General features: G+C 72.6%; 18 protein-coding genes. 10 read left to right on the top strand and 8 right to left on the bottom strand.

Features of this window, described 5'->3' with window-relative positions:
- Positions 1–47: 47 nt before the first annotated feature.
- The 7 genes from CUC05_RS16715 to CUC05_RS16685 are packed head-to-tail and all read left to right on the top strand — an operon-like array spanning position 48 to position 6,506.
- The gene (locus tag CUC05_RS16715; RefSeq protein ID WP_108667262.1) at positions 48–1,355 is read left to right on the top strand and encodes a substrate-binding domain-containing protein; all 1,308 of its coding nucleotides are present in this window, start codon (positions 48–50) and stop codon (positions 1,353–1,355) included.
- Positions 1,352–2,143 (top strand): ABC transporter ATP-binding protein, encoded by a 792-nt coding sequence (locus tag CUC05_RS16710; protein WP_108667261.1) that lies wholly within the window; start codon positions 1,352–1,354, stop codon positions 2,141–2,143. Before CUC05_RS16715 ends, CUC05_RS16710 begins: the two co-directional genes overlap by 4 nt.
- Positions 2,140–2,892, top strand: coding sequence for an ABC transporter ATP-binding protein (locus tag CUC05_RS16705; RefSeq protein ID WP_108667260.1), 753 nt, complete (start codon positions 2,140–2,142; stop codon positions 2,890–2,892). Before CUC05_RS16710 ends, CUC05_RS16705 begins: the two co-directional genes overlap by 4 nt.
- Positions 2,889–3,776, top strand: coding sequence for a branched-chain amino acid ABC transporter permease (locus CUC05_RS16700; protein ID WP_108667259.1), 888 nt, complete (start codon positions 2,889–2,891; stop codon positions 3,774–3,776). The genes CUC05_RS16705 and CUC05_RS16700 overlap by 4 nt, the downstream gene beginning before the upstream one ends.
- A complete protein-coding gene (locus CUC05_RS16695; protein ID WP_108667258.1) occupies positions 3,773–4,915 on the top strand; it encodes a branched-chain amino acid ABC transporter permease in 1,143 nt (380 codons plus the stop codon). The genes CUC05_RS16700 and CUC05_RS16695 overlap by 4 nt, the downstream gene beginning before the upstream one ends.
- Positions 4,912–5,571 (top strand): TetR/AcrR family transcriptional regulator, encoded by a 660-nt coding sequence (locus CUC05_RS16690; RefSeq protein ID WP_108667257.1) that lies wholly within the window; start codon positions 4,912–4,914, stop codon positions 5,569–5,571. Before CUC05_RS16695 ends, CUC05_RS16690 begins: the two co-directional genes overlap by 4 nt.
- The gene (locus CUC05_RS16685; protein WP_108667256.1) at positions 5,568–6,506 is read left to right on the top strand and encodes an alpha/beta fold hydrolase; all 939 of its coding nucleotides are present in this window, start codon (positions 5,568–5,570) and stop codon (positions 6,504–6,506) included. Before CUC05_RS16690 ends, CUC05_RS16685 begins: the two co-directional genes overlap by 4 nt.
- A 34-nt stretch (positions 6,507–6,540) precedes the next feature.
- Here CUC05_RS16685 and CUC05_RS16680 read toward each other — a convergent pair whose 3' ends face one another.
- Both CUC05_RS16680 and CUC05_RS25935 read right to left on the bottom strand, forming a co-directional pair.
- Entirely contained in the window at positions 6,541–8,325 is a 1,785-nt protein-coding gene (locus tag CUC05_RS16680; protein ID WP_108667255.1) for a sensor histidine kinase, read from the bottom strand.
- 41 nt (positions 8,326–8,366) lie between these two features.
- Positions 8,367–9,995: a GGDEF domain-containing protein gene (locus CUC05_RS25935; protein WP_108667254.1), complete on the bottom strand. Its 1,629-nt coding sequence runs from the start codon at positions 9,993–9,995 to the stop codon at positions 8,367–8,369.
- Positions 9,996–10,058: 63 nt separating this feature from the next.
- Between CUC05_RS25935 and CUC05_RS16670 the strand changes: the two genes are divergently transcribed.
- Positions 10,059–11,132 (top strand): ATP-dependent DNA ligase, encoded by a 1,074-nt coding sequence (locus CUC05_RS16670; RefSeq protein WP_108667253.1) that lies wholly within the window; start codon positions 10,059–10,061, stop codon positions 11,130–11,132.
- Here the strand turns inward: CUC05_RS16670 and CUC05_RS16665 are convergent.
- The 4 genes from CUC05_RS16665 to CUC05_RS16650 form a co-directional block, all read right to left on the bottom strand.
- Complete coding sequence (locus CUC05_RS16665; RefSeq protein ID WP_170128043.1) at positions 11,129–12,838, bottom strand: RecQ family ATP-dependent DNA helicase; 1,710 nt, start codon at positions 12,836–12,838, stop codon at positions 11,129–11,131. The two genes, CUC05_RS16670 and CUC05_RS16665, sit on opposite strands and share 4 nt — an antisense overlap.
- A 58-nt stretch (positions 12,839–12,896) precedes the next feature.
- A complete protein-coding gene (locus CUC05_RS16660; protein ID WP_108667251.1) occupies positions 12,897–13,340 on the bottom strand; it encodes a DUF2269 family protein in 444 nt (147 codons plus the stop codon).
- Between the two features lie 92 nt (positions 13,341–13,432).
- Positions 13,433–14,830: a hypothetical protein gene (locus CUC05_RS16655; protein WP_108667250.1), complete on the bottom strand. Its 1,398-nt coding sequence runs from the start codon at positions 14,828–14,830 to the stop codon at positions 13,433–13,435.
- Positions 14,827–15,483: an RNA polymerase sigma factor gene (locus CUC05_RS16650; RefSeq protein WP_108667249.1), complete on the bottom strand. Its 657-nt coding sequence runs from the start codon at positions 15,481–15,483 to the stop codon at positions 14,827–14,829. Before CUC05_RS16650 ends, CUC05_RS16655 begins: the two co-directional genes overlap by 4 nt.
- Positions 15,484–15,551: 68 nt before the next feature.
- Here CUC05_RS16650 and CUC05_RS16645 point away from each other — a divergent pair, with 68 nt between their 5' ends.
- Entirely contained in the window at positions 15,552–16,967 is a 1,416-nt protein-coding gene (locus tag CUC05_RS16645; RefSeq protein ID WP_170128042.1) for a dihydrolipoyl dehydrogenase family protein, read from the top strand.
- 11 nt (positions 16,968–16,978) lie between these two features.
- Here CUC05_RS16645 and CUC05_RS16640 read toward each other — a convergent pair whose 3' ends face one another.
- Positions 16,979–17,500, bottom strand: coding sequence for a redoxin domain-containing protein (locus CUC05_RS16640; protein ID WP_108667247.1), 522 nt, complete (start codon positions 17,498–17,500; stop codon positions 16,979–16,981).
- A gap of 119 nt (positions 17,501–17,619) precedes the next feature.
- Between CUC05_RS16640 and CUC05_RS16635 the strand changes: the two genes are divergently transcribed.
- Positions 17,620–18,543: a homogentisate phytyltransferase gene (locus CUC05_RS16635; RefSeq protein WP_157965671.1), complete on the top strand. Its 924-nt coding sequence runs from the start codon at positions 17,620–17,622 to the stop codon at positions 18,541–18,543.
- A gap of 33 nt (positions 18,544–18,576) precedes the next feature.
- Here the strand turns inward: CUC05_RS16635 and CUC05_RS16630 are convergent, their stop codons facing one another.
- Positions 18,577–19,374 (bottom strand): UbiA family prenyltransferase, encoded by a 798-nt coding sequence (locus CUC05_RS16630; protein ID WP_108667245.1) that lies wholly within the window; start codon positions 19,372–19,374, stop codon positions 18,577–18,579.
- Between the last annotated feature and the right edge of the window lie 183 nt (positions 19,375–19,557).

Below are 19,557 nucleotides of genomic sequence, written 5' to 3'. Positions count from 1 at the left end.
CCCGCCACGAGTTGCGTCCACCCCCGATCACCACCCCAGGAGCCCCCATGAGACGCTCGAGCCTGCTCTCCCTTCTTGCTGCCTTCCTCCTGCTGTTCGCCGTCGCGTGCAGCGGGACCGACGACACCACGGCCGACGACAGCGCCGGCGATGACACCGCCGCCGACGACACCGCTGCGGACGACGCGACGGACGACGCCGCCGACGAACCCGCCGACGACGCGACCGAAGAGGCCACCGACGACGCCGACGCCGACGAGGCGACCGAGGAGGAGCCGGCCGACGAACCAGCAGCTGACGGCGAGCCCATCGTGGTCGGCATCGTGACCTCCACCAGCGGGTTGCTCGGCGGCTTCGGCGAGCAGTACCTGGCGGGCCTCGAGGCCGGCATGGACTACGCCACCGACGGCACCCGCGCGGTCAACGGCCGCCCGATCGAGCTGGAGATCGTCGACGACGGCGGCGACGCCGAGCAGGCGATCACCGCAGCCACCGACCTGGTCGGGCAGGGCGTCACTATCCTGGCCGGCACCGTCTCCTCCGGCGTGGCCACCCAGCTGGGCCCGTTCGCGGAGGAGAACGACGTCCTCTACATCTCCGGTCCGGCGGCGTCCGACGCCATCACGGGCCTCAACGGCCACACCTTCCGGTCCGGCCGGCAGAGCTACCAGGACGTCGCCACCGCAGCCAGCCTGCTCGACGACGTCGACGGCGGAAGCGTCCTCGTGTTCGCCCAGGACTCGGAGTTCGGTGCCGGCAACGTCGCGGCGGTCGAGGCCGTCCTCGGCGACACCGTCGGCAGCGTCGACTCGCTGCTCGTCCCGCTGAACACCAGCGAGTTCACGCCGTTCGCCCAGCAGGTGATCGACGCCGCCCCCGACCTGCTCTTCGTGGCCTGGGCCGGCGACACCGCCCCCGCCATGTGGCAGGCGCTCGAGCAGCAGGGCGTGCCCGAGGCCGTCACCGTCGCCACCGGCCTGGCCGACCGCGCCGTCTGGCCGGTGTACGCCGCCGGGGTCGAGTTCCTGTCCCACTACTTCGCCGAGGCGCCCGACACCGAGGCCAACGCTGCACTGGTCGAGGCCGTGCCCGACGCCGACCTGTTCACCCCCGACGGGTTCGTGGCCGCGCAGATGATCGTGCAGGCCCTGACCGAGGGGTCCCCCGACGACACCGCCAGCATGATCGCGGCGCTCGAGGGCTGGGAGTTCGAGGCACCCAAGGGCACCCAGACGATCCGGGCCAGCGACCACGCGATGCTGCAGCCCATGTTCACGGCCAGCCTCGAGGGCGACGCCGCGACCCTGCTGGACACCCTCGAGCCCGAGGCGGTTGCGCCGCCCGAGGCCGGATGACCGTCGAGTCCGTGTCGGACCGGGCCGGGCCGGCCCAGCCGACGGCGGTCCTCTCCACCGAGGGCCTTCGTTGGCGGGTCGGCGGGTTCGAGATCATCCGTGGGATCGACCTGGACATCCACGACGGCGAGTTCCTGTCCGTCATCGGACCCAACGGGGCCGGGAAGTCCAGCCTGATCAACCTGCTGTCCGGCGTGCACTCGGCGTCGGACGGCCGGATCTTCACGAGCGGCGAGGACATCACGACGCTGCGTCCGGCCGACCGAACGCGGCGCGGCATCGGGCGGACCTTCCAGACCTCCAGCCTCTTCCCGGGGCTGACGGTGCTGGAGAACGCCCGGCTCGCCTCGCAGGCGGCGCTCGGCGGCAGCCTCGACCTCGTCCGCCGACCGAAGCGCAACGACCTGGCCACCACGACGGCCATGGACCGCATCACCGAGGTGGGGCTCGCCGATCGGGCCGACCAACCGGTCACCGACCTGCCCCACGGCGACAAGAGGAAGCTGGAGATCGCGATCGTGCTGTGCACCGAACCGAAGGTGCTCCTGCTGGACGAACCCACCGCGGGTGTGTCGGCGGAGGAGGTCGGCCCGTTGGTCGACGTCGTCCGCGACGTGCACGGCCGCGGGCGGACCGTCGTCATGGTCGAGCACCGCATGGAGATCGTCCTGGATGTCAGCGACCGCATCGCCGTCGTCCACCGCGGCGAGCTGCTCGCCTGCGACGTCCCGGACGTGGTCGTCGCCGACGAACGGGTCCGTGACGCCTACCTGGGGGCCGAGCTGTGACGCCCACCCCCACCCCCGCGGTCGCACCTCGCAGCGACAACGCCACACGGCCGGCCCTGCAGGTCGACGACCTGCACGTGCACCGCGGCGAGGCCCACGTCCTGCACGGCCTGTCCTTCACCGTCGCCGCCAACCGGGTCACCGCCCTGCTGGGCCGCAACGGCGCCGGCAAGACCACCACCCTGCTGGCGATCCTCGGGCTGCTGCCCGGCACCGGCTCGGTCACCGTCGACGGCGAGCAGCTGCTCGGCATGCCGACCCACCGCATCGTCGCCAGCGGCATCGGCTACGTGCCGGAGGACCGCGAGGTCTTCAGCGAGCTGACGGTCGCGGAGAACCTCAAGCTGGCCGCGCGCACCCCAGAGGCCACCGGCCGCATGGACCTGGTCCACGACGTGTTCCCGATCCTGCACGACCGCCGCGCGCAGGCGGCCGGCACGCTGTCGGGTGGCCAGCAGCAGATGCTCGCCATCGCGCGGGCGCTGCTGAACCCCAACCGGCTCCTGCTGGTGGACGAACCCTCCAAGGGGCTGGCCCCCGCCGTCGTGATCGACGTCGTCGAGGCGCTCGAGCGCGCCGCCGCCGAGACCACGATCCTGCTGGTCGAGCAGAACCTGCGGGTTGCCCACCGGCTGGCCAGCGACGTCGTCGTGCTGGACCACGGGACGGTCGTGCACGACGGGGGGATGGCCGACCTGTTCGCCGACGAGGCGCTGACGCAGCGCTACCTGGGGGTGAGCGGCGCGTGAGCACCTTCGTCCTCCTCGTCGCCACCGGCCTCGGCCTCGCCGGCCTCTACTTCCTCCTCGCCGCCGGCCTCAGCCTGATCTTCGGGCTGATGGACGTCCTCAACCTGGCCCACGGGGCCTTCTTCGCCCTCGGCGGGTACGCCGCGTGGACCGCCATGGACGCCCTCGACGTCATCGAACCCGTCGGGCTCCGGTTCCTCCTCGCCCTCGTCATCGCCGCCGCGGTGGGCTACCTCGTCGGGGTGGTCGTCGAGCGGCTCCTGATCGCCCGCAACTACGGCGACCACCTCGTACAGATCCTCGTCACCCTCGGGCTCGGCTTCGCCGGCGTCGCCCTCCTCGGCGGCCTGTACAGCTACGACCCCCGGTCCCTGGCACAACCCGAGTGGTTCGCCGACACCACGACCGTCCTCGGCGCCCGCATCCCCAACAGCCGCATGCTGATCTTCGCGGTCGCCGTCGTCGTCCTCGTCGGCCTGCTGACCTTCCTCAACCGGACCAGGCACGGCCTGATCATCCGGGCCGGGGTCGAGAACCGACAGATGGTCCAGGCCCTCGGCATCGACGTCGGCCGGTCCTTCACCCTGGTCTTCGGCATCGGCGGGATGCTCGCCGCCGTCGGCGGGACCCTCGGGGCCGTCTACTTCAACGGCATCACCCCGGGACTTGGCACCACCCAGCTGATCTTCGCCTTCATCGTCGTCGTCATCGGCGGCCTCGGCTCGATCACCGGAACCGCCATCGCGGCCGTCGTCGTCGCCCTGGTCCAGCAGATGGGCAACTTCTACGTCGCCACCGGCGTGGGCGACATCGCCGTCGTGGCCCTGCTCGCGCTGGTGCTGCTGGTCCGACCGCAGGGCCTGCTGGGAAGGACCGCACGATGACCGACACCGCCGACACCACCGTCCGTCCCACCTCGCCCGCCGCGGCCCCGTTGCCGACCACCCGGGCCACCACCGCACGCGGTGGGTTGATCGCCCTCGTCGTCGTCGCCGTGCTCGCGGTCCTGCCCTTCGTCGGCATCCCGATCCCCGGCGTCCTGCCGGGTGCGATCTCCAGCCCGGGCAGCCTGCAGGTCCTCGCCATCGGCCTGGTCTTCGCCGGCATCGCCGTCAGCTACGACATCGTCTTCGGGTTCACCGGCCTGCTGTCGTTCGGGCATGCGCTGTTCGTCGCGCTCGGCGCCTACGGCACCAACCTGCTCATGGAGTCCACCGGCCTGCCCTACGTGGCTGCGGTCCCGTTGACCGTGCTGGTGGTCGCGGTGATCGCGGCACTGCTCGGCGGCGTGGCCCTTCGCGTGGGCGGTGTGGCCTTCGCCATGGTCACCCTCGCCTACGCCGAGGTCTTCTCCATCCTGCTGCTCGCCGACCCCCTGCGGATCTCCGGTGGTGAGGAGGGCCTGGCCCTCGTCAGCGACGGCGTCCCCGACCTGCTGCGCGGCGTCGTCAACATCCGCAACCGGTACTGGCTGGCGCTGGTGTTCCTCGTCATCGCCTACGCGATCGCCCGCATGGTCACCGCGTCGCGGGCCGGTCGGGTGTGGGAGGCCATCCGCGAGAACGAGGACCGCGTGGAGCTGCTGGGCCTGAAGCCCCTGCCGTTCAAGCTGGTCTCCTTCGTCATCGGCGCGTCGCTGGCGACCCTCGGCGGTGGGGTGTACCTGCTGCTGGTCCGCGGGGCCAACCCGTCGCTGGCCAGCGCCGACTTCACCCTGGCGTTGCTCGTCATGGTCGTCCTCGGCGGGGCCGGCCGGCTGTGGGGCGCCGCGATCGGCGGCATGGTCTACGGGTTGCTCACCCTTCGCCTCTCGGCGCTGGGGACCTCCGGGGTGCTCGACGGGTTGCCCGATCCGATCGAGGGAGTGCTCTCCGAACCGCTCTTCGTCCTCGGTACGCTCTTCGTGCTGCTGATGTTGTTCGCCCCCGGCGGGATGGCGGGTATCAGCGACCGGCTGCGCAGCACCCTGCGCCGCGCCGACGGTGCTGCTCCCACCCCTCGAGCCCCCGGGACCCCGCCATGAGCATCGGACAGACCACACCGATCGATCGCGACGTCGAACCGCTGGGCGTGGACGGGCAGGCCCTGTCCGCCCGCGGTCTGCGGACACGGCGCAAGCTGATGGACGCGGCCGAGGCGACCTTCGCCGAGGAGGGCTGGCACGACGCGTCGATCGTCAAGATCACCGAGGCCGCCGGGGTCGCCCAGGGCACCTTCTACCGCTACTTCCCGTCCAAGCAGGCCATCTTCGACGAGGTCGTCGTGGACCTCAACCGGCGGGTGCGGCAGGCGATGAGCGAGGGTGCCGCGACCGGGACCACCCGCTCGGAGAAGGAGGAGGGAGGCTTCCGTGCCTTCTTCGAGTTCACCGCCGAACATCCCGCCCTGTACCGGATCATCCGCCAGGCCGAGTTCGCCTCGCCCGCCGCGCTGCACCTGCACTACGACCGCATCGCGACCGGCTACGTGGACGGGCTCAACGAGGCCATGGACCGGGGGGACATCCTGCGCGGCAACCCCGAGCTGATCGGCTGGATGCTGATGGGCATCGGCGAGATCGTCGGCATGCGCTGGGTGCTGTGGAACGACGCCCGGACGATCCCGACGGACGTCTTCGACGAGATGATGGCGTTCATCCGTCGGGGACTCGGCGCCCGTGACGACGTGGAGGTGCAGTGACGAACGACCGGGTGCCGGACGACCGGGTCGCCCATGACCTGGGGGTCCCGCTGGCCGTCGACGTGTCCGGCGGCACGCTGGCCTGCCGCAGCTGGGGGCCCGACGACGGCGCAGTGGTCGTCGCCGTCCACGGCATCACCGCCAACGCGGTGTCGTGGGCGCTGGTCGGGCAGGCGCTGGCCAGCAGGGAGATCAGGCTGGTCGCGCCGGACCTGCGGGGGAGGGGGGACTCCGCCGGCCTCGGCGACGCGTCGATCGGCCGGCACGCCGAGGACGTGTGGGCCGTCCTCGACAGCCTCGGCACGGAGCGGGCGACGTTGCTGGGCCACTCCATGGGCGGGTTCGTGGTGGCGGTCGCCGCCACCCGTCGCCCGGAGCGGGCACGGGCGGTCGTGCTGGTCGACGGTGGCCCGCCGCTGACCGCGGACCCGGTGGCGGAGGAGCGCGTCGAGGAGGTCCTCCGGGCCGTCGTCGGCCCGGCCCTCGCCCGGCTGGACCGGACCTTCCCCGATCGGGCCGCCTACCGAACGTTGTGGGAGGGCCACCCCGGTGTGGCGGCAGGCACGCCTGGCTGGCTGCTGGACGCCTACGCCACCCATGACGCCGGACCGGTCGACGGGGGGACCGGGGTGCGATGTCGGGTGGTGCGGGAGCAGGTGCTGGCCGACGCCCACGACACGCTGGTCGACACGGAGGTGCTGCGCGCCGTCCACCGGCTGTCGGTGCCCACACGGATGCTCGTCGCCGAGCGCGGGTTCACCGACGGTCCCGACCCGCTGTACCCCGACGCCGTCGTGCAGCAGCTGCGGGCCGACAACCCCTTGCTCGACATCGTCAGGGTCGCGGGGACCAACCACTACACGATCACGACGTCGCCGATCGGTGCGGCGGCGGTCGCCGACGCGGTGGAACGGGCGGTCACCGGGGGACGCTGAGGCGTCGCCCCGGGCATACCCGGGGGCGCCCCCCTCAGGCGGTGAGGCTCCGGCGAACGGTCCTGCCGGTCGGCGGGGTGGCTGCGGCCGGGAGGGTCAGGCGGACGCGGGTTCCCAGGCCGGGCGTGCTCGTGATCACCATCTCGCGACCGTGCAGGCGCAAGGTCTCCTTCGCCATGGCCAGCCCGAGGCCGAGGCCGCGGCCACGGGTGTTGATCTGGCCGGCTCGCAGGAACGGCGTGCCCAACCCCTCGAGGACGGCCCGGGGGATGCCCGGACCGCGGTCGAGCACCTCCAGCTCGACGTCGCCGTCGACCGGTCGGGCGGTGACGGCCACGAGCGTGCCGGCCGGGGTGTACAGCGCAACGTTGCGCAGCAGGTCGTCGAGGACCCGGGCGAGCAGGCCACGATCGGCCAGGACCACCACATCAGCGGTGCCCTGGACCACCACCTGGTGGCGATCCAGGTCATCGACCAGCCCGTCCAGCACGGTCGTGACGAGGCCGCCGAGGTCGACGGGTCCGATGTCGGGACGCAGCTCGCCGGCCTGCATGGCCGACAGGTCCAGCATCGTCCGGATGACGCGACTGAGGTGGTCGACGCTGGCGTTGGACTGCACCAGCAGCTCCTGCCGGGTCCGATCGTCGATGGAGTCCCACTCCGCCGCCAGCATGCGGCCCGCCCCGGCGATCACCGTCAGGGGGGTCCGCAGCTCACGTGACACGGTTGCCAGGAAGTCGGTCTTCATCGCGTCGAGGGCGGCCAGCCGTTCGTGCGCCTCGCGTTCGGCCCGGAACCGGTCGGCGTTCTCCATCGCCTGGGCGGCGAAGCTGGCCAGCAGCTCGAACTCGCCGGCGTGGTCCTGCTGGACCAGCCCACGGGTGGCGGTCCCTCCCAGCAGCACGGCGACGACGACCCCGTCGAGGTGGATGGGCACGGCCACGAACTCCACGATCCCCTGATCGCGGATGGACGCCACCGACCGGTCGTCGCCGGGATACTCCTCGAGCATGATCGTCCGGCCCGTCCGGAACACCTCGCCGACCACACCCACGTCCATGGGGATCACGTCGTCCTGGCAGTCCTCCGGCCATCCGGTGGCGGCGTCGACCCGGTAGCCAACGTCGTCGACGCGGACGACCAGCGCCGCGGTGTGGAACCCGAGGCGGTCCAGGGCGGTGAGCACCGCCAGCTTCGCCCGTTCGGGGTCGAGGTCGTGGACGTGACGTGCCGAGTCCGCCACCTGGGCGAGGAGTGCGGCGTGCCGTTCGGCGCGGTCGCGGGCAGCGGCGTGGCCGGACGCGGCATCGAGGAGCTCACGGGACAGGAACGAACACATCCATGCGATCAGGCCGAGCAGCACGAGCCGTTCGACCACGTCGGCGACCGCCGGCATCGTGTCGGTGACGGCCCCGACGGCCAGGTAGCAGGCGACGGTGAGGGCGACCAGCGTGCCCTGGCCGCTCAGCGGGTAGGACGCTGCGAAGAACACGGTGGTCAGCGCGTAGGTCCAGAACAGCGGTGAGTCGGCACCCCCGGTGGGCACCAGGAGCGCGGTCACCAGCAGGATGTCGCCGATCGACCACAGGTACAGCAGGTGATGGCCCCAGCCGCGGTCGATGATCGACGGCCACGGCACCCGTCCGACGACCAGCGCCCCGGCGGCGGTGACAGCCACGACCACCAGGTACGTCGTCCGGTCGGCCACGGGGGTTCCCGGTAGCCACGGCAGCACGACGAGGAGCCCGACGACGGCCACGGTGACGAGGACACCGATGCGGACGGTGCGAAGGAGGTAGTCCTTGAGCTGGGTGTCCATGGGGGAAGCAGGCCTGGCTGGGTGGGAGGGGAGGTCGGGCCTCAACGCTCCGGATCGGCAGGTACGGCGGCGGTCTGAGCCGACGGGTCGTACGCCCGATGGGCGCCTCGACCCCCGCGCTTGACCTCGTAGAGGGCGATGTCGGCCTTCATCAGCAGGTTGGTCAGGTCCAGCGGACCGACGCAGGTGGCGACGCCCACGCTGATCGACAACGACACGGGCTCGCCGTCGGTGCGGATGCGCTGCCGCCGGACGGTCTCGATCAGCTGCTGGGCGGCATGCCCGGCCTGCGCCCCGGGGTCGGTCAGGTCGTGGGCGAGCACGACGAACTCGTCACCGCCGAGGCGTGCCGCGATGGCCTCGCCCGGCAGCGTCGCCGCGGCCCGTCCGGCCGCAGCGGCCACCGACTGGAGGGCGTCGTCACCGACCGCGTGGCCGTACCGGTCGTTGATGCCCTTGAAGTGGTCGAGGTCGAACAGCAGCAGTGCGTGGGCGTCCCGGTCGGGTTCGACGATTGCCGCGGCGTGCTCCTCGAGCCCTCGGCGGTTCGCGATTCCCGTCAGCTGGTCGACCAGGGCGGCGCGACGCCAGCCACGGACGCGGCCGAGCTGCACACGACCGACTCGGACGACGACCACGATCAGCGATGCGGCGAGCAGCAGGCCGACGAGGACCACGGCGGTGCGACGGTCCCGCAGGGCGGCGGCTTCCCGACGCGAGGTGTCGGACCGGTCGCGCAGGGCGTCCCGCACGAAGGGATCCACGCGCTCGGTCACCGTCCGGGCCGCGTCCCGGACCGCCGACAGCGCAACCGGTGGCGTGTGGCTGGACCGGCTGGTCCAGCGCTGCACCCAGCCGTCGAACTCCAGCAGGGTGGCCACGTCGTCGCCACCGCTGGTCAGGGCCGCCAGGCGCTCCCAGAGCCCGGGGAGGTGGGTGCGGAGGTTCGCGGACTGCACGAAGGGGGACGGCACCATCGTGTCCTCGCCCAGCCATCCACCGTCGCCGTCGGTGATGTAGGCCTCGGAGGTGTCGAAGTACCCGTCGGTCCACGGGGCTGCGACGCGGTCGTGCTGGACCAGCCAGGTCACGTCGATGGCGTCGTTGACGACCAGGCGCGGGAGTGACGCGTGCTGCACGAGGTCGGCGAGCGCCAGCAGCTCGGCGTCGGCGGCGACGGCGGACTCCAGGATCAGCTCGGCCTCCTCCACGATCCCGAGGACGTCGTCGGGATGGGGGTGGTGGTCGGGGCGGTCGGGCAGCTCCAGCACGAGGTCCGACACCGTCTCGGCGGTCGGCCCGACCACGGGATCCTCCAGTACTCGGTCGAGCCACGCCTCGGCATCGAGCACGGCGACGGCCCGGGCCTCCGCGGCTGCGGCGACGTCGGTGCCCGAGGGGCCCTCGCCGGAGGGGTCGGCGAGGCCATCGGCGAGCATCGCGTTCAGCTCGTCCAGCGCCGCGCTGTTCACCAGGTGCACCGTCGCGACGAGCTCGGCCCAGCGCGCGTCCTCCTCGGCGGCGACGGCCTGCTGTGACTGGCCACCCGCCCACACGAGCGGTCCGATGACCAGCGCGGCCGCGGCGACGGCTGACACGATGACCAGTGCGGGACCACCGACGCCGGTCGCGGTACGGACGGTACGGCTGGACGATCGCAGGGAGGTCATCCCTTCGACGATCGGCCGGCCGACCGCCGGCCTGAGACCTCGGCCGGGGGTAGCCTGCGCGACGTGGACCTCCCCGTCATGCCACCCCTCAAGCCCATGCTGGCCAAGCCGTCGAAGGTGCTGCCCGACGGCGAGCTGTCGTTCGAGCCCAAGTGGGACGGCTTCCGGTGCATCGTCTTCCGGGACGGCGACGAGGTCGTCATGGGGTCGCGCAACACCAAGCCGCTCAACCGGTACTTCCCCGAGCTGCTCGAACCGTTCCGCCAGAGCCTGCCCGACCGGTGTGTCGTGGACGGCGAGGTCATCGTGGCCGTCGACGGGGTCCTCGACTTCGACGCCCTCGGCCAGCGCATCCACCCGGCCGAGTCCCGCGTGTCCATGCTGGCCGAGAGGACCCCCGCGGACTTCATCGCATTCGACGTCCTCGCGCTGGGCGACGAGTCGCTCGTGGACCTGCCCTTCGCCGACCGACGGGTCAGGCTGGAGGGGGTCGCCGAGGGGTTCGCCCCGCCCGTGCACCTCGCCCCGGCCACCCGCGACCGCACCCTCGCCCTGCAGTGGTTCGAACGGTTCGAGGGTGCAGGCCTGGACGGCCTGATCCTCAAGCCCGTCAACGACCCGTACGTCCCCGACAAGCGCACCCAGCTGAAGCTCAAGCACATCCGCTCCGCCGACTGCGTGGTCGCCGGCTACCGCGTCCACAAGTCCGGCGACGGGGTCGGCTCGCTGATCCTCGGCCTGTTCTCGCCCGCGGGCCAGCTGTGGCACGTCGGCGTGGCCGCCAGCTTCACCGCCAAGAAGCGCGTCGAGCTGCTCGACGAGGTCGCCGAGCTGGTGCTGGAGGACCGGTCGGCCCACCCGTGGGCGGCCTGGATGGACGCCGAGGCCAACGCCGACGGGTCCATGCCCGGTGCCCCGAACCGGTGGAGCGGCGCCAACGGACGGGACCACTCGTGGATCCCCCTGCGGCCCGAGCGGGTCGTGGAGGTGTCCTACAGCTGGGCGACGTCGGGACGGTTCCGGGGGACCACGAAGATGCTGCGCTGGCGGCCCGACCGGGACCCGGAGTCGTGCTCGACCGATCAGCTGGCCGAGCCGGCGCCGGTCCCGATCAGCGAGGTCCTGGGCGCCGGTTAGTCAGCGCCCGGGCTGACCAGCAGGTCGTTGTCGGCCAGCACCCTCGCCGACAACGAGCGGTGGCCGACCTCGGCGAACACCACGGTCAGGCGGTCGCCGTCGACCCCCTCGACGACGCCCTCGCCGAAGGAGCGGTGGTGCAGCTGCTGGCCGGTGCGGAACCCGTGCTCGGGGTCGGCGTCGGCCGGACGGGACTCGGCGTGCCCCGGGCGTTCGCAGACGTCGCAGCGGCCGCAGTCGGCGTCGATGTCGGCACCGAAGTAGCTGGCGATGAACCGCCACCGGCAGCTGGAGGTGTCGAGGTACTGCGCCAGCATCTGCCGGGCGGACCGGGACAGGCTCTGGTCGCGTTCGTGCAGCCCGTGGGCCCGCTCGACGGCGTCCTCGGGGTCCGTGCCGTCGGTCCACGACAGCTGGCCGTCGGCGTCGACGTGGACGGCGTCGAGTCGGGAGAGGTGCTCGACGACGATCATGAGGTGGGTGCGGGGCAGGCCGAGGTCGTCGCGGATGGCCTCGACCTCCACGGGTTGGTCGATGGCCGACACGCCCCGGACGACCCGGTCGAACGTCGACCGCTCGACGACGGTGGTGCCGCCCTGGAACGCCCGGGCGCTGCCGTCGGCGACGGTCCGCACCAGCACCGCGTCGGCCGGTTCCCCGTCGCGGCCCGCACGCCCGAGCTCCTGGTAGTAGCTGTCGAGGGAGTCCGGCGCCTGGTGGTGCACGACGAACCGGACGTCCGGCCGGTCGATGCCCATCCCGAAGGCGGTGGTGGCGACGACGACCATGTGCTCGCCGGAGGAGAACCGACGCTCGACGTCCTCGCGGTCGTCCCGCGGCAGGCCCGCGTGGTAGGCGACAGCGGGCCGGTCGGGCCGGTCGATCCGGGCGGCCATGTCGGTCGCGCCGGCGCGGGTGGGCACGTAGACGATGCCGGTGCCGTCCAGCTCCGACGCCTGCTCGACCGCGAGCTCGAACGCCCGGTCGCGCTCGGCGGTGTCGATGACGGCCAGCCGGATGTTGGGACGCAGGACCCCGGCGGTGACGACGACGGGATCCTCCATCCGCAGCTCGGCGGCGATCTCGCTGCGGACGGGCGGGGACGCGGTCGCGGTCAGGGCCAGCACCGGCGGGTCGCCGAGGGCGTGCCGGCGTTCGCCGAGCATCAGGTACTCGGGCCGGAAGTCGTGGCCCCAGCTGGCGATGCAGTGGGCCTCGTCGACGACCATCAGCGCCACCCCGATCTCGGCGAGGCGGGACAGGGTGTCGGCGTTGGCGAGCTGCTCCGGCGCCATCAGCAGGAACCGGACCTCACCGGCCTCGGCGGCGTCCAGCAGCTCGCGATGTTCCTTGGCGGTCAGCGTCGAGTTCAGCGCCCGGGCCCCGCCCATGCGGCCGTCGAGGGCCGATATCTGGTCGCGTTGCAGGGCCAGCAGCGGCGAGATGACGATCACGGTGCCGGACGCCAGGGAGCCGGCCAGCTGGTAGATCGCGGACTTGCCCGAGCCGGTCGGCATGACCGCCAGGACGTCCCGGCCGGCCACGACGGCGCTGGCCGCTTCGGCCTGGCCGGGCCGGAGCTCGTCGTGGCCGAGGGCGGCCCGGGCCACCTCCTCCAGCAGCAGCTCGCGCTCTGCGTCGGCGTCGGTGCTGTCGGCGCTGCTGGTCGGTCTGTCGCCGTCGGCGGGCGTGTGGTTGTCGGACACGGGGAGGGGATGCCCGCCGGCCCTCCTCCTCAACCTCGGCCTGTTGGCGGCCGGTCGGTCAGGGCTTGATGACCATCAGCACGATGGCGATGAACAGCAGGGCGGTGTTGATGGAGGACCACATGGTGATCTGCTTCGTCGCTGCGTCGGCGGCGGCGACGTCGCCACCTTCGTAGCCGGTGGCGATCCTCTCGCTGAGCGGCTTGAACTTCACGGGGCCGAGCACCGCGGAGACGATGATGGTGAGGAAGCCGAAGGACACCCAGATCGACTCGAACTGGAAATCGCCGACCACGACGAGGCCGATGCCGGACAGCAGGGTGAGGATGGCGACCGGCATGTAGACCTGCGTGCCGAGGTTGACCTCGGACCGGGCCAGCGTGGCCTTGGCCGACATGTCGTTGGTCCCCGCGATCCTGGCGTTGATGACGCCGTTCATGATCGAACCGCCGAACCACACGGCGATGGCAGCGATGTGGACGATCAGCAGGACGTTGCGCACGACTGGCTCCTCGGGATGACGGGATGGGCGTGCGACGGATCATGCCTCGTGCCCGTCCCATCGACGACACGGCCGCTCGCGAGGTCGGGACGTCAGGCGGTGACCGGGCCGTCGAAGAGGACGGCGCAGCCCGAGGGGGTGGCGACCAGCACGTCGGCCCGGTCCAGCTCCGGGGTACCGCGGACCACGAGGTAGGCCAGCGCGTCCTGGCCGTCGTGCACCACCGACTCCACGGCCGCCACGACGGCGGGCCCGTTGCCGGCGAGGGCCTCGTCGAGGCAGGTCGCCGGGTGGGCGCCCGAGGCGAACGATCCGGACTTCTCCACCACCGCACGGTGCTCGGCCGCCCGGTCGCGGGCCTCCTCCTCCGGCAGCCCGAGCAGCTGGCGGGTCTCCTCACGGCCGCCGAACCACGCACGCACGTCGTCGTCGGTGGGCAGGTCGGCCCGGCTGTCGGCGACGGTGGGGTGGGTGGTCGGGGGTGCGGCCGGCGCGGCCTCGGGCTGCGGGGCCGGCTCGCCGGCGGCATCGTCGGCCTCCGTCGGGGGCGGCGGTGCGGCGTCGGTGTCACCGGGCTGCGCGTCGCCATCGGCCGGGTCGCTGCCCGACGCGGCCCCGTCCTCCGTGGCCGACGGCTCCGCGGACGAAGGTGCGGTCGGGGCCGGCGTGGGCGTGGTGGTCCCCTCGTCCCCGTCGCCGGTCGTGGGCCCGCCGGCGACCACAGGAGGGGAGGGGGCGTCGGCGGCGTCGTCGGGGCGGGTGGTCCCCCCGGTGCCGCCGGTGGACGGGTCGGTCGACCCGTCGGCTGGCTCGAGCGTGGATCCGGTCGTCGGTTGGGTCGCGTCGTCGTCGACTGCGGGGTCCTCCGTGGGCTCGTCCGGCCGGACGTCGTCCCCCTGATCGCCATCGTCACCGGTGATCGGTGTGGTGGGGGCGGGATCGGGTGAAGGGACACCGCTCGTCGCGTCACCCTCGGACCGCGAGGGATCCGGGTCGGCGGTGACGACGTCGGGGTCGGTCGGCAGCACGCTGTCGGGGCCGTCGCGGAGGGTGCGGACCAGCAGGCCACCGCTGGTCACGACGAGCAGCAGCACGGCCAGGCTCGACGTCAGCCGCTGGAGGCGACGCGACGAACGCGACCCGCCCGGGCGGCTGGGGTCGCGGCGCCCCGTCGGACGCTGCGAGACCGCGGGCGGCGGCGGTGGGGTCACCGGAGCGACGACCGCCGGGCCCGGGGCCGAGGGCGTCGGCGCCGGGGTGGGCGAGGGCAGTCCAAGCGCTGCGGCCAGGCCCGCGTCCAGCGCGTCGGCGAATCCCGCCGGGGGCGGGTCGGCCGCGGCCATCGCCAACCCCGCCATCACCCCGGCCAGCGCGTCGGCGCGGGCCGCCACGACCGGGTCGGACTCCACGGCAGCGCTGACCTCGGCGTCGGCGACGGGATCGAGGTCGCCGGCCAGCCAGGCCGTCAGCTGTGCGTCGGTGGGCGTCATGATGGGGAAGGAGGGTCGGGACTTGGATGCACGGACGGGCCGGAAGGTTCCATCCGATCGACATCGCGTTCGTCATCGGCATCGGCCAGCGCACGGGCGACCTGCGCGAGCCCGCGGTGCACCCGCGACTTGATCGTCCCGACCGCCGATCCCGTGTGCTCGGCGATCTCGACGTAGGTGTAGCCGTAGTAGGAGTGCAGCACGACGGCCTGCCGGTGGTCCTCGTTCAGCGTCTCCAGCGCACGGGACAGGTCCATGCCGAGCTCCAGCGCGCGCACGTCGTCGTCGGCGGTTCCGGTCCAGTCGGGGTCGAACGCGACGGTCTTCGGGCGCCGGTCACGCTTGCGCGTGATGTCGTGGCAGGTGTTGGAGGCGATCCGGTACAGCCACGTGGTGAACAACGACCGCCCCGTGAACGATCCGGCCCCCCGGTGCAGCGCCAGGAACGTCTCCTGGGTCGCGTCCTGCGCGTCGGTGGGGTTGCGGAAGTACCGCAGGCAGATGGCGTACACCCGGTCGCGGTGCCGGTGGACGAGGGTGGTGAAGGCGGCGTGGTCGCCCTCCGACGCCGCGCGAAGCAACACCTCGTCGGCCGGCTCGCCGTCCGAGGTGGTGCCGGCGGTCCCGGCGCGGGCCCCTTCCTCCTGCGTCACTGCTCGGAAAAGCTACGCGACCCGGCGACTGGCGTTGGGTGACCCCCTCGGCGGGTATGAGAACGGCCATGCCCACCACCGACATGCCCGAACACGTCCGCGTCGCCGTCCTCGGGGGTGGATCGGCTGCCGAACGGCTCGCCGGACTCCTGGCCAGCGGTGGCGTCGACGTCGCCGTCGTCGAACGCCACCTCGTGGGCGGCGAGTGCCCGTACTACGCCTGCATCCCCTCCAAGGTGATGCTCCTGACCGCGGCGGCCCGCCACGCGATCGGCCGTGCCCACGACATCGGGGCCGCAGCTGCGCCGCTCGATGCCGGTGACGGCGCCGAGGCCTACCGCACCGCCGCCAGACGCCGCGACGACGCGGCGGCGAACCACGACGATCGCGACCACGTCCGGTCCCTGGAGGACAAGGGTGTGCACGTCATCAGGGGTGAGGGGCGGGTGTGCGGACCGGGACGGCTGTCCATCGATACCGACGACGGACCGCACGAGCTGGGCTTCGACGAGCTGGTCCTCGCGACCGGGTCGACGGTCGTCGTGCCCGACATCCCCGGCCTGGCCGACGCCGAGCCGTGGACGTTCGTCGAGGCGTGGACGGCCACGGAACGACCGGCGTCGATGCTGGTCATCGGGGGCGGCGCGGTGGGCTGCGAGATCGCCCAGGCCCACGTGCGCTTCGGCACCGCGGTCACGCTCGTCGAGGGCAGCGAGCTCATGGGCGGCGGCGTCGAACCCGAGACCGCCGAGGACCTCGCGGCGCTGCTGCGCGCCGACGGGGTGGACGTGCGCACGCAGGCCGAGGTCACCCGGGTCGACCCTGCAGGGCCGGGAGAGGGGTGGCGGGTGACGGTCGACGGGGGCGACACCGTGACGGTGGAGCGCATCGTCGTGGCGACCGGCAAGGCCCCGGTGGTCGACGGCCTGGGCCTGGAGCACCTGGGGCTGGACCCCGGCGAGGACCTCGCCATCGACGAGGCCTGCCGGGTGCGTGGGGTGGACCACCTGTGGGCCATCGGCGACGTCACCACGATCGCCCCGTTCACCCACACCGCCAACCACCAGGGATGGGTTGCCGCCCAGAACCTGCTCGGCCGGCCCACTGCGGCCGACCACCGGGGCATCCCACGGACCGTCTACACCTCACCCGAGCTGGCCGCGGTGGGCATCACCCGTGCACGGGCGGAGGAGGAGGGCCACGACGTCGTCCACGTCACCTTCGACCTCGGCGACACCGCACGCGGCAGCGTCGACCCCGAGGACGCCGGCCGGCTGGTGCTCGTCGCCGACCGGTCGTCACGACTGCTGCTCGGGGCGTCGTTGCTTGCGCCGGCCGCCGGCGAGTCGATCAGCGAGTTTGCGCTGGCCATCAGGGCCGAGGTCGACGTGGACCGGCTGGCCGAGCTGATCCACCCGTTCCCGACCTGGTCGGAGGGGTTCGGCTACGCCCTCCACGAGCTGCGGAAGGCGCTGGACCGGTGATGGCCGGCCGGTCAGCTGGCCCGACCGCGCGAGGGGTAGTCGTGCTCCTTGACCCACCCGATGGCCTTCAGCAGCTCCTCGGGATCGGGGCGGCCCCACGGCATGGAGTTGACCGCCGCGTAGAACAACGACCGGTCCGGGGAGATCAGGAACAGGCCGGGTTCACTGAAGCGTGCCGGCTCGCCGTCCTTGATGGCGGTGGAGATGTAGAGGCCCCACGTCCTCGCGTCGTCCTCGCTGAGGCCGTAGCCGACGGGCAGGTGCTCGATGCCCCACTCCTCGACCGACTCCGTCGCACGCGACTGGGTGTCCATGCTGATGGCGATGGGCTCGACCCCTGCCTCGGCGAAGTCGCCGGCCATGCGGTCGAGCGTCCGGTTGTAGCTCCGGCAGACCGGGCAGTGCAGCCCGCGGTAGAACACCAGCATGGAGAAGGCGTCTGGCGTCCGGTCGGCCAGCTTCCAGCTGCCACCGCCGACGAGGTCGACGTTCAGGTCGGGGGCGGGCTGGCCGGGGGTGGGGCGATCGATCATGGTGACGTGTCCTCTGGAGTCGGGGGGCGTACGGTCGTGATGCCCGCCCAGGGACGACGTCCACACCACCGCTGTGTCGCACAGGCGCGGTGCGGTGTGCACGGGGTGGAGGTGCGGCGGTGAGCTCGTCCGTCGTGCACGACCGAGGGCCGGTCGCGATCGTCGTGGCGTTCGGCCGTCCCCACACCCTCATCGGGACGACGCTCGCGACCGTCGTGCTCTGGGGCATGGCCGTGGCGCTGGTCGACGCCGACGTCCGTGCCGCGCTCCCCGTGCTGGTCGTCACCCTCCTCGCGGCCCTGGCGACCAACGTCTACATCGTCGGGATCAACCAGCTGACCGACGTCGAGATCGACCGGATCAACAAACCCGAGCTGCCGGTGGCGTCCGGCGAGCTCGGCCTGCCGGCGGCACGGGCGCTGGTGGCGATCTCGGCGTTGCTCGCGGTCGGCCTGGCCCTCCTCAGCGGCCCGTACCTGTTGGCGGCGATCCTCGTGGGGCTGGCGGTCGGCACCGCCTACTCGTTGCCGCCCATCCGGCTGAAGCGGTTCCACCTCGGCGCGGCGGCGGCCATCACGTCGGTCCGGGCGGTGGTGGTCAACCTGCTGCTGTTCGCCCACTTCACCGACGTGCTGGGACCGGCGCCATCCGTCCCGCGGCACGTGTGGGCGCTGACCGGGATGGTGCTCGGGCTGACCATCGCGATCGCCTGGTTCAAGGACGTCCCTGACATGGTCGGTGACGCCAGGCACGGCATCGCCACGCTCGTCCTGCGGCTGGGTGTCCGGCGGGTCCTGGCGTTGGGCCTGGGCGTCCTCGCCGCGTGTTACCTCTCCCTGATCGCCGCCGGCATCGTCGGGCTCGACGGGGTCAACGGGCCGGCGCTGGCGGTCGGGCATGCCGCCCTGCTGGCCGCCACCGTGGGGATCACCCGTCGTGTCCAGCTCTCCGACCCGACGACGCTGGTCGTGTTCTACCGCGACATCTGGCGGCTGTTCTTCGCCGAGTACGTCGTGTTCGGCCTGGCGGTGCTGCTGGCCTGACGCGCCACGGACGGTGTGTCGTCCTCGAACGGCTCAGCCGGTCAGCTGGGAACCCCGTGCGACGAGCGTGGCGACCAGCAGCAGACCCGTCGCCATGCTCAGCCGAAACGCAAGGCGAGCCCGGCCCGCCCGATGCGCAGCGACCACGGCGATCAGCAGGACGAGCGTGGTCGCCGCGGCGACGAGAGGTGTCCCGTGCCCCGGGCCGAGCAGCGCGGTTGCCGTGCCGGTCCCGAGGAAGCCCACAGCCATGGCGACGGCGCCGCTGGCACCCAGTCGCTGGGGGAGTCCGCCGATCCCCTGGGCCCGATCGCGTTCGAGGTCGGGCAGGACGTTCGCCGCATGGACCCCGGCCCCGAAGCACGCCGCGGCGACCACGGCCCACCACGCCGGCCAGCCCGCACCCGCCGCCGTCGTGACCACCACCGGCAGCAGGCCGAAGGCGACCAGGTAGCTGACCGGGCTCCACACCGTGTCCTTGAGGGCGGCGTTGTAGGCCCACGCCAGCGCGACGGCCAGCAGGTGCAGGCTTCCGGGGACCACCCCGAGCACCGACGAGGTGGCGATCGTCACTGCCAGCGCGCCGACCGCCGCCCGCTGCACGGTTGTTCGAGCCACGGCCCCGGTTGCCGCCGGCTTGTCTGGGCGGCCGTCGTCACGGCCCCGGCGGGCGTCGATCCAGTCGTTGGACCACCCCACCGACAGCTGGCCGCTGAGGACGGCACCCATCAGCAGGGCGAGCTGTCCGCCATCCATGCCGACGCCCACCGCGAGGCCGGCCGTCACGGCGACGACGACGAGCGAGGGCTCGAGGTGTGCGGCACCCAGCAACGCCCGTACCCCGGCTGCGCGTGCGATCGGTGGACCTCCGTTGGTGTGTGCGACCCGGTGTGGGCCGCTGCAGGCTGGTCTGCGGGACTGGGGCGCAGGCTACGTCGCCGGGGGTGTCGCGGCGTCGACGGGGTGACCGGGGACGGCGACGGTTCGGGGTCGTCGCCGACGGGCATCCCTGTC

The organism is Euzebya rosea (assembly GCF_003073135.1).
GTDB classification, from domain to species: Bacteria; Actinomycetota; Nitriliruptoria; order Euzebyales; family Euzebyaceae; genus Euzebya; species Euzebya rosea.
This window is presented reverse-complemented; position numbering and strand designations above follow the sequence as displayed.